General features: G+C 62.4%; 9 protein-coding genes and 1 tRNA gene. 9 read left to right on the forward strand and 1 reads right to left on the reverse strand.

Annotated elements, in window-relative coordinates; genetic code table 11:
- Positions 1–138 precede the first annotated feature (138 nt).
- Entirely contained in the window at positions 139–1737 is a 1599-nt protein-coding gene (gene rtcR / locus J2887_RS00830; protein ID WP_227173436.1) for an RNA repair transcriptional activator RtcR, read from the reverse strand.
- 265 nt (positions 1738–2002) lie between these two features.
- On the opposite strand from rtcR, the gene J2887_RS00835 reads away from it, so the two are divergent.
- The 9 genes from J2887_RS00835 (at position 2003) to J2887_RS00875 (ending at position 13364) form a co-directional block, all read left to right on the forward strand.
- Positions 2003–2072: transfer RNA gene (locus tag J2887_RS00835), tRNA-OTHER, on the forward strand.
- A 349-nt stretch (positions 2073–2421) separates the two neighbouring features.
- A complete protein-coding gene (locus tag J2887_RS00840) occupies positions 2422–3588 on the forward strand; it encodes a slipin family protein (RefSeq protein WP_227173438.1) in 1167 nt (388 codons plus the stop codon).
- 12 nt (positions 3589–3600) lie between these two features.
- The gene (locus tag J2887_RS00845) at positions 3601–3741 is read left to right on the forward strand and encodes a hypothetical protein (RefSeq protein WP_227173439.1); all 141 of its coding nucleotides are present in this window, start codon (positions 3601–3603) and stop codon (positions 3739–3741) included.
- Between the two features lie 315 nt (positions 3742–4056).
- Complete coding sequence (locus J2887_RS00850) at positions 4057–5037, forward strand: TAXI family TRAP transporter solute-binding subunit (RefSeq protein WP_227173441.1); 981 nt, start codon at positions 4057–4059, stop codon at positions 5035–5037.
- Positions 5038–5154: 117 nt separating this feature from the next.
- Positions 5155–7335, forward strand: coding sequence for a TRAP transporter permease (locus J2887_RS00855; protein WP_227173443.1), 2181 nt, complete (start codon positions 5155–5157; stop codon positions 7333–7335).
- Between the two features lie 118 nt (positions 7336–7453).
- A complete protein-coding gene (locus tag J2887_RS00860) occupies positions 7454–9259 on the forward strand; it encodes a sensor histidine kinase (protein ID WP_227173444.1) in 1806 nt (601 codons plus the stop codon).
- A complete protein-coding gene (locus tag J2887_RS00865) occupies positions 9256–10608 on the forward strand; it encodes a sigma-54-dependent transcriptional regulator (RefSeq protein ID WP_227173445.1) in 1353 nt (450 codons plus the stop codon). Before J2887_RS00860 ends, J2887_RS00865 begins: the two co-directional genes overlap by 4 nt.
- A gap of 201 nt (positions 10609–10809) precedes the next feature.
- Entirely contained in the window at positions 10810–10965 is a 156-nt protein-coding gene (locus J2887_RS00870) for a hypothetical protein (RefSeq protein ID WP_227173447.1), read from the forward strand.
- A gap of 107 nt (positions 10966–11072) precedes the next feature.
- Positions 11073–13364 (forward strand): diguanylate cyclase, encoded by a 2292-nt coding sequence (locus tag J2887_RS00875; protein WP_227173449.1) that lies wholly within the window; start codon positions 11073–11075, stop codon positions 13362–13364.
- Positions 13365–13428 lie beyond the last annotated feature (64 nt).

The raw sequence follows: 13428 nt of genomic DNA on the forward strand, positions 1-13428 counted from the left end.
GTGATGGAATTTCCCGAGGAGTACCAAATTGGATGCCAGGTCTTTCGGTTCGATCTAACTGATTGATTTTATATTGTTTGTTTCTTTTGCTTGCCGGTTGGAGGTGAAGTAATAGTGATCCTTGAATGTTGTTTTAGATCATTTTCGATCAACCAGATCCTCGAACGACAGCTCGTACTTGGCCAGTATCTGGCGCAACCGGTGCGAGTCGTTGTTGGAGCGCTTGCGGGTGCGGGAGCGGTCGAACAGGGTGCGGCCGGCCTCGGACAGCGACCGGCTCTGCCGGCACACGGCAATGATCTTGAGCAGTTGCCACTGATCCAACTGATCAATCTCTTCCAGTGTGGCGGCTGACAGGTAATCGCTGAGCTCTATGTTCGGGGCCTGGTTTGTTGCCGGCCGGGGCCATTGCCGGTTCAGGCGGTCGATCTCGTCGATCACGTGTTGCTCGTTGATGCGGCCGCCGTCCGCCAGCGTGGTCATGCGTTGCACCGCTGCATTGAGATCGCGGAAGTTACCGCGCCAGCCCGCTGCGGGGCTGAGGGCGAACGCCAGGAAGCGGGTGCGGGCGGCCTTGTTGAAGCTGACCTTGTGGCCCATCTGGGTTTCGGCTTTCTGCAGTTCGTAGTCGAGGTTGGGCTCAATGTCCTCGCGACGGTCCTTCAGTCCGGGCAGCTGATAGCTCCACAGGTTGATGCGCGCCAGCAGGTCTTCCCGGAAGGTGCCCTGGGCAACCTGAGCGTGGAGGTCGCGGTTGGTGCCGGCGATCAGTTGGAAATCGCTTTCGCAGGGGCTGTCGGAGCCGACCGGGTAGTAGCGTTTTTCCTCAATGGCATGCAATAGCATGGCCTGTTCATCCAGCCCCAGTTCGCCCACCTCATCAAGAAACAGCAGGCCCTTGTCCGCTTTCGCCAGCAGCCCCCGGCGGGCCTGCTGGGCGCCGGTGAAAGCGCCGCGGGTGTGGCCGAACAGTGCCGACATGGCACCGTCGCCGCGAATGGTGGCGCAGTTGACGGCCACGAAGTCGCCGCGAATCAGTGACCGTTTCTGCTTCAGCTCGAAAATTCTCCGCGCCAGCTGGGACTTGCCGGCACCGGTCGGACCGGTGATCAGCAGTGGCGCGGTGGAGCGAATGGCGACCTTCTCAATTTGTTGAATCATGGCGTTGAAGGTCGGGTTGCGGGTGGCGATCCCGGATTTGAGGAACGCCGTGCCCTCCAGATGCTGGTTGCGGAACCTTGAACTGATGACGTCGTACTTGGACAGGTCAAGATCGATGGTCTGGCAGCGGCCGGCAGCCCGTTGCTCGCCTCGGGCCGGCGACGTCTGCAGGATCTCGGCGGGGATGTAGTTGGCTTCGCACAGCAGGAACCAGCAGATCTGGGCCACGTGGGAGCCGGTGGTGATGTGCAGCAGGTAGCGTTCCTCGTCCGGCCGGAAGGGGTAGCTCTCGGCGAAGTCCAGCAGGGTGCTGTAGACGTGCTCGAAATCCCAGGCATCGGTGAAGTTCAGCTCGGTCAGGCGGACCTCGGTGTCCGGCGAGACGGTCGCGATGTCGGCGCCGACGTTGTTGGCCAGCCGGGTGTCGCGCTGGTCGTGGATCAGCTCCATGCGATCCACCAGCAGGTCTTCCTGCATGAAGATGCCGACCGTCGGTCGCCAGGTTTCCCAGCGTTTGACGCCCTTTCCACGCTTGTCCATCACGGAGCCCAGCAGGCCAATAACCACTGTTTTCATATGATCGAATTCGATTGAGTTGAATTTATTTGGATCATTGTTGCTGATGCGGTTGAGCTTAGCAACCATGGGTTGAATTGGTTTGATTAATATTTTTTGTAGCTAAAACAATTGGATAAAAGTTTTTTCTGACTTCAGGTGAAGTATGGCACGGCGATTGAAATAGCCAGGGCGAATGCCAACAGAGGCTTCGGGTCCTGGCTCTGGTCCAGGCCGGTATCGGTTTCGCTGAAACTGGATATTCCGCCCCACCGTGCATTCAGCCAGCTTGTTAGCTCAGTGGTAGAGCAGTCAGTGACAACTGACAGGCGCAGGTTCGACTCCTGTGCAAGCTTCCGGAAAGCCGCAAGGCCGGGGTTCAACTCCCCTCTCTAAATGACATGGCAGGAGCAAACGCTCCGCAACCGGCGTGAATACCGGGAACCGTATCCCGGCCAGTAACGCCAACACTGACGGGCCTGCGTGTCAGGCTGCGAATCTGGTCAGGTCAATGGTGGTCAGGGAATGACCATGCCGACACCGGGGCCGTCCGCATCCGCCATCTGGAGCCGCTGTAACAGGGATTCAGGTGCTGGTGCGGGCGCGAACGGCGAGGCCCATCGTGCCGCCACGATTCAATCCTGGCACCCCCCGTCAGCCCAATAAATGATGGAAGTGCGTAAGCACGATCGAAGGAGAATTGAAATGTGGAAGATCATCAATCAGGTTCAGGTCGCCAATGATGAGCGGGTACTGGTATTCAGGGATCGTCAGTTCCAGCGGGTGCTGGCGCCCGGCTGCCACCGTATCGTCAGTCTGTCCAACCGATTCTCGTTCGATGTGCTGACGATTGGCAAGGACGGTATCCGCCATCCGCAGTTGGATGTACTGCTCAAGGAAGACGCTTTTCTCCAGGAAGTTGAGGTTCGTCGCATGGCCGAGGATGAGGTGGGCGTGGTCTATGTGGATGGCGAGCTGGTCCAGGTGCTGGAGCCCGGGGAACGGCTGGTGACCTGGAAAGACCTCCTGGAAGTGCAGATCCGGAGCTTTCCGCTGGCTGCGCTGGCGCCGGTGCCTGAGCCGATGCTGTCGCAGCTGGTGCGTGCCGGACTGGATCGTTGCGGTCGGGGTTCACGCCTGGTTCATGCCCTGGTGCCAGATGGTCACCTCGGGCTGCTGTTCGACAATGGCCGGCTGGTGCAGACGCTGAAGGCGGGCCGTTACGGCTACTGGGCCTTCAGTCGGGACATCAAGATTCAGCTGTACGATCTGCGGCTGCAGATGCTGGAGGTTGCCGGTCAGGAAATCCTGACCAAGGATCGCGTCAGCCTGCGCATCAACCTCAATGCGGTCTACCAGTTGGCGGACGTGGAACAGGCGGCTGGCCGTCTGACCAATGTCGCGGACTACATTTACAAGCGCCTGCAACTGTCGCTGCGGGAAGTGGTTGGTACCCGCACTCTGGACGAACTGCTGGCGGACAAGAGCCTGGTGTCCGAGGTGATTTTCGCGGATTGCCACGATGCCCTGGCCGGGTATGGCATTGCCCTGGAGCGGGTGGGCGTGAAGGACATCATTCTGCCCGGGGAGATGAAAGAGATCCTCAATCAGGTGGTGCAGGCCCAGAAAGCGGCCGAGGCGAACCTGATCCAGCGTCGGGAGGAAACCGCCGCCACCCGGTCGCTGAGCAACACCGCCAAGATGATGGACAACAACCCAACGCTGTTGCGGCTGAAAGAGTTGGAAACCCTGGAGAAGGTGGCTGATCGAATCGACCGGATCAGCGTCTACGGTGGCCTGGACTCGGTCATGAACGACCTGGTCCGGCTGACGGACAAGCCGGAGCAAGCCCCGACGGGCGCCCGGCGGTAAGAAAGTACAGAGATGAAAGATCGAATACTGGAAGCGCTGGACCGATACATCAACCAGAACCTGTGGGCGCTGGCTGAGCGTGTGCCTGAGGCAGTGGAGAAGCCGCCGGTGGCGCCGTTCAATGACCTGTTGCGGGTATCGGTTGGCGGTTGAATCGAGGGTGCCGGCAATGGGTGGGAATCCACCCATTGCCGGCTTGGAGCGAGTGGAATCTTACCCATGCCAGGCCAGGAGATTGGCACGGGAAGGGTCGATAGCGATGCTGGTTCCGATGTCTGTCAATGGCTTTGTTGTTGCGGTAACTACTTACCTGGCCGGGTTTTTTTGTTTCGTTGTGGTCTGGGTAAGGGGGAGCTTCTGTAGCGATTCCGAAGACTTGGCCCCGGAGTTGCTTTGGCTGCTGGGACAACGCCCGGTTCGCCGGGACACGCTTACAACAAACAGACGCTTGCCAACCTGGAGTTCAACATGAACAACAAACTCAGCCTGATGATCGCTGCTGCCAGCCTGTCCATCACCCTGACCACCAGCGCCGTAGCTGCCGACCGCTCCGACTGGCCGGACAGCTTTACCGTCGGCACCGCCAGCCAGGGCGGTACCTACTTTGCCTATGGCTCTGGCTGGGCCAACTACATTGCCGAGAACCTGGGCATCTCCGGCGGCGCCGAAATCACTGGCGGCCCGGTTCAGAACATGGCACTGGTTCACACCGGTGACCTGTCCTTCGGTCTGACCACCATGGGGCCGGCCCGTGAATCCCTGGAAGGCAAGAGTCCGCTGGCACCGGGCATGCAGATGGACAACGTCTGCGCGATGTTCCCGATGTACCAGACCCCGTTCTCCGTAACCGTGCTGGCGGATTCCGGCATTACCAGCATCGCGGACATTCCGGACGGCGCCCGCATCGGCTTCGGCCCGGCCGGTTCCACCTCCGACACCTACTTCCCGAAAATGATGGAAACCCTGGGGGTGAACTTCGAGCGCCGCAACGGCAGCTGGTCTGACCTCGGTGGTCAGCTGCAGGATGGCCTGATCGACGTGGTGGCGTTCGCCGCCGGTATCCCGATTCCCGCGGTGAGCCAGCTGGAAGTCCAGTCTGAGATCAACATCATCGAGTTCAACCAGGACGAGCTGGCGAAGATCACCGAGTCCTACCCGGTAGCGCCGTTCACCATCCCGGCCAGCACCTACAAGACCCTGGAAGCCGACTCCCAGGCGGTGTCCATGTGGAACTTCGCCATGGCCAACTGTGACATGCCGGAAGACATGGTGTACGAAATGACCCGTCTGACCATGGAGAACAACGACAAGATGGTCTCCATCCACAAGGCTGCTCGCACCACCATTCCGGAGAACTACGTCAAGAACAACGTACTGCCCTGGCACCCGGGCGCGGCGCGCTGGTTCAACGAAAACGGTTTCACCATCGAAGCCAGCCAGATCAAGTAACGGACCCGGTTTCGCGCTGATACCGAAAAGTCACCGGGGCCGAACGCTGGCCCCGGTAGGATTTCTCTGACCCGGGCCGGTCCTTTCCGACCGGCTCTTCCCCGGGATGCACACGCCATGACTTCTGAAAACCAACACTCCCAGAACACCCCATTGCCAGACGATGATCACATGCTGGCCCATGGGGTGGACGAAGAGCCGGTAGAGGCCAATCGTCGCCTGTACGGCTCCTGGCTGCTGTGGGCGGTGACCGCCCTGGCCATTGGCTATTCGGCCTTTCACCTGTTTACCCTGAACGTCACCCCCCTGGAGACCTGGTCGTTCCGCATCGTGCACGTCTGCGGCGCGCTGATCCTGGGGTATCTGCTGTTTTCCGGCGCCGCCTTCAGTGACGACGAGCGCCGTGGCGAGCTGCGCTGGACCAGCTGGGCCGCCATTGTGCTGCTGGCGCCGGCGGGATACAGCCTGTTCCAGACCCTGAACATGTACCAGATGGTGCTGGACGGCGCCATGCGCCTGCCGCCGGAGCTGGAAACCTGGCACTTTGGCTGGCCACTGCTGGCGGCCACCGGCCTGGGCATCGTGCTGAGCTGGGTTCACCGTCGCCAGCGTTCCGCCTTCAGCCTGCCGGATCTGGTGCTGGTGCTGTGTTCCATCGCCACCGCCAGCTACCTGTTGGTGGTGTACAACACGCCCATGCGGATGAGTACCGGCACCTCCTTTGCGCCGGTGGGAATCTCCTTCGCCGCCATTGCCGGTACCGCGCTGATCATGGAAATGACCCGTCGGGTGGCCGGTCTGGCGCTGGTGATCATCGCCGGTGTGTTCCTCGGTTATGTGTTTGCCGGTCCTTACCTGCCCGGTTTCCTGGGTTACCCGGGGCTGTCGATCCAGCGTTTCTTCAGCCAGGTGTACACCGACGCCGGGGTGCTTGGACCCACTACGGCGGTGTCGTCCACCTACATCATCCTGTTCATCATCTTTGCCGCCTTCCTGCAGGCGTCCAAGGTGGGGGACTACTTCGTCAACTTCGCCTTTGCCGCTGCCGGCCGTTCTCGCGGTGGTCCCGCCAAGGTGTCGATTTTCGCCTCCGGCCTGATGGGCATGATCAACGGCACCAGTGCCGGTAACGTGGTGTCCACCGGTTCCCTGACCATTCCGCTGATGAAGCGGGTGGGCTACAGCAAGCAGACCGCGGGTGCGGTGGAAGCGGCTGCGTCCACTGGGGGCCAGATCATGCCGCCGATCATGGGGGCAGGGGCCTTCATCATGGCGGAGATCACCGGTATCCCGTACACCGAGATTGCCATTGCCGCGATCATCCCGGCGATTCTGTACTTTGCCTCGGTTTACTTCATGGTGGACTTCGAAGCCGCCCGCACCGGCATGCGCGGTATGCGCGACGACGAGCTGCCGTCGCTGAAGCGGCTGGCCAGGCAGGCTTACCTGTTCGTACCGATCCTGATCCTGATCGTGGCACTGTTCATGGGCTACTCGGTGATCCGCGCCGGTACCCTGGCGACGGTGTCGGCGGTGGTGGTGAGCTGGTTGTCACCCCACAAGATGGGATTGCGCTCGATTCTCAATGCGTTGCAGTTGTCGGGCATCATGTCGATCCAGATCATCGTGGTGTGTGCCTGCGCCGGGGTGATCGTGGGTGTGATCTCGCTGACCGGCGTCGGTGCCCGCTTCTCCTCGCTGTTGCTGGGTGTGGCGGAAACCAGCCAACTGCTGGCGCTGATCTTTGCCATGTTCATCTCCATCCTGCTGGGAATGGGGATGCCCACCACGGCGGCCTATGCCGTGGCGGCCTCGGTGGTGGCACCGGGCCTGGTAGAGCTGGGGATTGAACCGCTGACTGCGCACTTCTTCGTGTTCTACTTCGCGGTGGTGTCGGCCATTACCCCGCCGGTGGCGCTGGCCTCCTACGCGGCGGCCGGTATCTCCGGTGCCAATGCCATGGAAACCTCGGTGGCCTCGTTCCGCATTGGTCTGGCGGCGTTCATCGTACCGTTCATGTTCTTCTACAACGGCGCCCTGTTGATGGAAGCCGGCTGGTTCGAGATCGCCCGGGCCCTGGTGACCGCCACCTTTGGTGTTTACCTGCTGTCGGGTTCGGTGCAGGGCTGGTTCGCCCGCCAGGCGGCGGGGGCTCTCACCCGCATCCTGTTGCTGGCGGCGGCGCTGCTGATGATCGAAGGCGGGCTGATGACCGACCTGGCCGGGGTGGTGGCTGTGGTTGTGGCCTACCTGACCCAGAAGAAACTGGGGCCTGCCAAGCAGGTCACCCAGGCCTGAGCCAGGCCGGGGAGGGCAATTCCGGTAACCCCGGAGTTGTCCCGCCCCGCCCATGCTCTAAACTGACACCTCCGTGGCGGTTGCCGTTGCGGAGGTGTTGTCGTTTTGAGGCGAACCCATGACCCGGAAACTCTGGCCCCTGGCCCTGCTGTCTGTTGTTGCCCTGCTGAGCTGGAAGATCGGTGGCTGGTATGGCTATCACAGCCTGGAACAGGAAAGCCTGAAAGAATCCTTCCGCTACAGCCAGCTGGTGGCCAATGAACTGCGGCGCTACCGGCCGATTCCGGAACTGGCGGCGGAGCACCCGCTGATGCAGCATGCCCTGGAGCAGTCCGGCAACCCGGCGCTGGTGCTGCAGGCCAACGAGGAACTCAAACGCATGGCGGAGATCGCCGGCGCTTCCGACGTCTACCTGCTGGACCTGTCCGGGCGCACCATCGCCCACAACAACTACGGCACCGCCAACAGTTTCATCGGTCGCCGCTTCGACTACCGGCCCTACTTCAGCGATGCCGTGGCGGAGCGGGACACGGCGATCTACTTCGCCCTTGGCATCACCTCCAACGTGCGCGGGCTCTACTTTTCCCACCCCATCCGCTCGCCCCGTGGCGACATCCTCGGGGTGCTGGTGGTGAAGATGCTGGTGGACGACCTGGAATCCCAGTGGCAGCGTCCCGCCAGCTTTGCCGATGCTGAAATGGTGGTGCTGGATGGTGACGGTGTCAGCTTCCTCACCAGTCGGCCGGAGTGGCTGTTCCGCAATTTTGGCAGTGCGCCGGTGCAGCACAAGATCCGGGTTCAGGAGCGCTACCCGCGGATGGCGTTACTGCCGGTGCGGCTGGTGGACCAGGGCCGGCCCTGGGGGGTCTCCGAGCGGTCACGGTTGATGGGCTTTCCCGCCGGTGACCGTGAATTGCTGAGCGTGGAAACGCCCTTACCGCAGCTGGACTGGACCCTGCGGGTAATGCTGGGCACCGGTCCGGTGTGGTGGACCCGGCTGCAGTTTCTGCTCACCGGTGTGGTGCTGTACTTTGGCGTGTTCCTGGCCTGGCTGTACCTGCGCGAGCGCTCCCGCCGCGAAGCCGAGCTGGCGGAACGGGGGGTGCAGCTGGAACGGCGGGTGGCGGAGCGTACCGCCGACCTGGAGAACTCCAACCGCCGGCTGCAGGATGAGGTAAGCCAGCGTCAGCGCGCCGAGGACGAACTGCGGGAAACCCAGCAGGAACTGATCCAGGCCGCCAAACTGGCGGTGCTGGGGCAGATGTCGGCGGGCCTGAACCATGAGATGAACCAGCCGCTGACCGCGATCCAGAGTTATGCTCGCAACAGCCGCCGGTTCCTGGAGCGGGGCGACACCGAGATTGTGGCCGGCAACCTGGCGGAGATTGAGGGGTTGTGCCAGAAAATGGCGGAGCTGACCCGTCAGTTCAAGGTGTTTGCCCGCAAGTCTGAAGGTCCTCCGGCCGCTGTGGACCTGCGCCTGCCGATCGATGCCGCACTGAAGATCATCTCGGCCCAGGACGCCAGCACCGGTATCGATTTCGACTGGCCACGACCGTCATGGCCGGTCATGTGTCATGGTGATTTGATTCGGGTCGAGCAGGTGGTGGTGAACCTGTTGGCCAATGCCGTACAGGCGGTGGAATCCACCACCGCCCCGCGGATTGAGATCCGCATTGTTGATGGCGACGACCGCTGGTTGTGCCTGGTCCGGGACAACGGTCCCGGCCTGCCCGGCGACAGCGACCAGATGTTCGAACCTTTCTTTACCACCAAGTCCATGAGTCAGGGCCTGGGCCTGGGGCTGTCGATCTCCCGCCAGATCGTGGAAGCCCTGGGGGGCAGGCTGACCGGCCGCAATCGCGGCGACGGCGAGGGCGCTGAATTCATGGTGGAACTGATCAAGCGGGAGACCGTGGAATGACCGAGCCAGCCGTACTGTTTGTCGATGACGACGCCGATATCCGCCGGGTGATGGCCCAGACCCTGGCGCTGGAAGACCTGCCGGCGGAATGCCTGGCGGACGGCGCCAGCGCCCTGGCGCGGATCAGCCCCGAATTCGAGGGGGTGGTGCTGTGCGATTACAACATGCCGGAACTGGACGGGCTGGCGGTGCTGGACCGGGTCCGCGCCATCGACGATGCCATTCCGGTGATCATTCTCACCGGCCAGGGCGATATCAGCACCGCGGTGTCGGCGATGCAGAAGGGGGCCTACGACTTCATCGAGAAGCCGTTCGATCACGATGAACTGATGGAACTGCTGCGCCATGCCCTGGAAAAACGCCAGCTGGCGTTGGAGAACCGGCGCCTCAAGGCCCAGGTCCGCCACCTGGCCAAGCCCGGGCCGCGGTTGCTGGGGGAATCGAAGGCGATGCAGCGGGTGATCGCGACCATCGATCCGCTGCTGGGGACCTCCGCCAACATCCTGCTGCGGGGTGAAACCGGCGCCGGCAAGGATGCCATTGCCCGCTACATTCATGAAAACAGCCCCCGCCGGCAGCAGAACTACGTCGCCATCAACTGCGGTGCGGTGCCGGAGAACCTGATCGAGAGCGAACTGTTCGGCCACGAAGCCGGCGCCTTTACCGGCGCCGACAAGCGCCGTATCGGCAAGTTTGAACACGCCGACGGCGGCACCCTGTTCCTGGACGAGGTCGAGAGCATGCCGCTGGCCCTGCAGGTGAAGATTCTGCGGGTGCTGGAAGAGCGGCGGCTGGAACGCCTGGGCAGCAACAGCTCGGTGGCGGTGGATGTGCGGGTGGTGGCGGCCACCAAGGCGGACCTGAAACAGCTCAGCGAGGCCGGTGAATTCCGGGCCGATCTGTACTACCGGCTGCATGTGGTGCAGGTGGATATCCCGCCACTGCGGGAGCGCAAGGAAGACATCCCGCTGCTGTTTCATCACTTTGCCCTCATTGCCGCCGCCCGCTACGACCGCGAAACAGTGCCGCTGGACGCCACTCAGGCGGCCCAGCTGATGCAATACGACTGGCCCGGCAATGTCCGCGAGTTGCGCAACCTGGCGGAGCGTTACGTGCTGCTGGGGGCGCTGGCCTTCGAGGATTCCGGGGTGGCGATGCCGGCCGCGGACGCCGGTCGCCAGAATCTGGCGGAGATGGTGGACGCGTTTGAGCGCACCGCCATCATCAGCGCGCTCAATGCCAATCGCGGCAGCCTCAAGGACACCATGGAGCAGCTGGGGGTGGCCCGGAAAACCCTGTATGACAAAATGAAGAAACACGGCCTCGATAAGAGCGATTTCCGCGAATAGTGCCAGGTGCCCCGGAGCGGCGTTGTAGGTCCGGAATCCGCCGCGCGGGGCTTTTGTTCACTGCCGGAGCCGGCCTGAAAAAGGTGATCTGGAGCAAGTTCCGGCGGATCTCCTTACAAATGTTAATGATTATTGTTTGAATAATGCGCCGGCTTGGCCCATATTTTTGTCTCAGCGGTCAATCACCCGGGAGGCAGGGTCATGAGCAAGTCAATCATCCTGATGGCAGGGAACAGCCAGTCACTGTGCAGCGCCTGGCAGCAGCTGCAAACCGAAGGCTACGTTCGCCAGGGGCGGCGGCGCAGTCACCACCGTCGCAAGAAGTCGGACCCGGGCAAACCCTCACCCGATCAGTAGCTCGTGATCACCGGCGGCGCGGCTGCCGGTAAAATGTTGTGGCAGAGCAGCAGGCAATTGCAAAAGCTTCATTGAGCTGACCTATACTCAGGATACCCTGACGTTCATTGGTACGTATTCCTATGCTCGATGTGCTCCGCACACTGATCCTGCTTGCCTGCCTGCTCCCCGTTTCCATTGCTCAAGCCCAACCCGGTGGGGTCGATCTCGATCAGGGATGGCAGTACCGCTGGGGGGATTCGCCACGCACTGACCGGGGGCAGCCGCTCTGGGCTCTGGGCGATGATGGCGCCACTACCGACCTTGCGGATCGCTGGCAGGCGATCGGCTTTCCCTCCAACCCGCCCGGGCGGGCGGGCCGCACCAACGCCTGGTTTCGTGTCACCCTGCCGGCTACCCCAATGAGTGATCCGGTGCTCTACATCTACAGTGTGGACCTGATTGTCGAGGTCTACGCCGGGGGGGAGCGCATCTACCAGTACGGCACCTTCGATGAAGAGGGCCAGGGTCGCTTTGAGGGCTGGCCCTGGCACATGGTGGCACTGGCCCGGGAACACCTGGGCCAGCCGTTGTATTTCCGGGTGTTTTCCAATTACAGCGACATTGGCCTGTGGGGCGAGGTGAAGCTGTTTGAGCGCTCGGAGCTGTCGCTGTACATCCTCGACCGTTCCCTCGATGCCCTGGTGGTGGGGGGCTTCTCGCTGCTGATTGCACTGTTGGCGCTGGTGTTTGCCCTGGTGCAGACCGAGAAGCGCAGCTTTGCCAGTATTGCGCTGTTCTCGCTGGCGGTGAGTGTGATGCTGCTGGCGGAAAGCCAGGCTGGCCAGTTGCTGTGGAACCGGCCGCTGGTGTGGGACTACCTGGCGGCGGGCGCCTATTACCTGATTCCGGTGGCGATCGCGTTGCTGCTGTCGCAATGGCTGGAGGACACCCGGATGCGGGTGATCCGCTGGATCTGGCGCGGCCACCTGGCCTACGTGGTGCTGGCGCTGTCGGTATCGCTGCTGGGTTGGGTCAACTTGTCGAGCACCTTTCCGGTGTTCGATGCGCTGTATCTGGTCAGCAGCCTGGTGCTGTTTGCCACCGTGCTGCCGCGCTTCCGCCACGTCAATGGCGAACAGCGTACCATCCTGGTCTGCTACGCCCTGCTGACCGGGTTACTGCTGGTGGACATGGCGGTGGCCCATGGCTTTCTGCCCTGGGGCCGGGTGCCGGTCAGTTGGGGGGCGCTGGTGTTTGCCATTGCCATCGTGATGATCAGTCTGTGGCACTACACCCGCATCCAGACCGCCCTGCGCAATCTCAATCGCGAACTGGAACACAAGGTCAGCGAACGCACCGCTTCCCTGGAGAGCCTGGCGCGGCGGGAGCAGATCCGGGCCCATCAGTTGATGCTGGAGAACGAACGCACCCGCCGGCTCAACGACCTGATTGCCGAACTGCAGGACTGCTGCAGCCTGAAGGAGGGCGTGGGACTGTTCTCCTCCCGCCTGCCGACTCTGTGTCAGCCCCTGCATGGCCGTTTCTACGGCCGCCTGGAACAGGACTGTACCTTTGAGCTGCTTTGCCGTTGGGGCGATACCCAGGCTGGCCTGGACCAGGCCTTTCCCAGCCTGCTGCCGCCGGCTACCCGGATGCTGTTGTCTCCGAACGAGCAGCAGGCCTCGGTGGCAGCAGTGGACGCTGGCAGCAACGGCGCGCCGACCCTGCCCTGGTGCCTGCACCTGCGGTTGCAGAAGACCGAGCGGGGCTCGTTTGTGGCTGGTGCGTTGATGCTGGATGCGCCGGACGTGACCCGCAGTGACCCCCATTTTCACCCCATCAAGCTGTTTCTGGCGCTGGAACACGCGCTGCAGAACCTGGCCCTGACGTTGTCGACCGTAGGGCTGCGGGAGGAGCTGGAAGCCTATTCCTACGAGGACGCGCTCACCGGGCTGAAAAACCGCCGCTTCTTCGACGGCATCCTGCGTCATGAGATCGCCATGGCCCGCCGCCATGAGCTGCCGCTGTCGGTGCTGGTGATTGATATCGATTTCTTCAAGCGCTTCAACGACCGCTACGGCCACCAGGCCGGGGATGCGGCCCTGAAGGCGGTTGCCGCAGCGCTGATGGAGGAGACCCGCGACAGCGACGTGATCTGCCGCATCGGCGGCGAGGAGTTTGTGGTGATCCTGCCTGGAGCGGCGGAGTTGCCGGCGCTGGACCGGGCGGAGTTGCTGCGGCGGTCGGTGTCGGAGCGAGTGATCGAAGTGGAGGGGCAGACCCTGCGGGGGCTGACAGTCTCGATCGGGGTGGCGTCCTGGCCCGGCACCATTGATTCTCCCGAGCAGCTGGTGCGGGTCGCCGACGAGGCCCTGTACAAGGCCAAACAGCAGGGCCGCAACTGCGTGGCGGCCTAGTCCGGTTAGGACACTCGCACATAAAAAAACCACCGGCGTTTGCCGGTGGTTTTCAGGGTACGCC

This window comes from Marinobacter sp. CA1, from assembly GCF_020546665.1.
GTDB lineage: Bacteria > Pseudomonadota > Gammaproteobacteria > Pseudomonadales > Oleiphilaceae > Marinobacter > Marinobacter xestospongiae.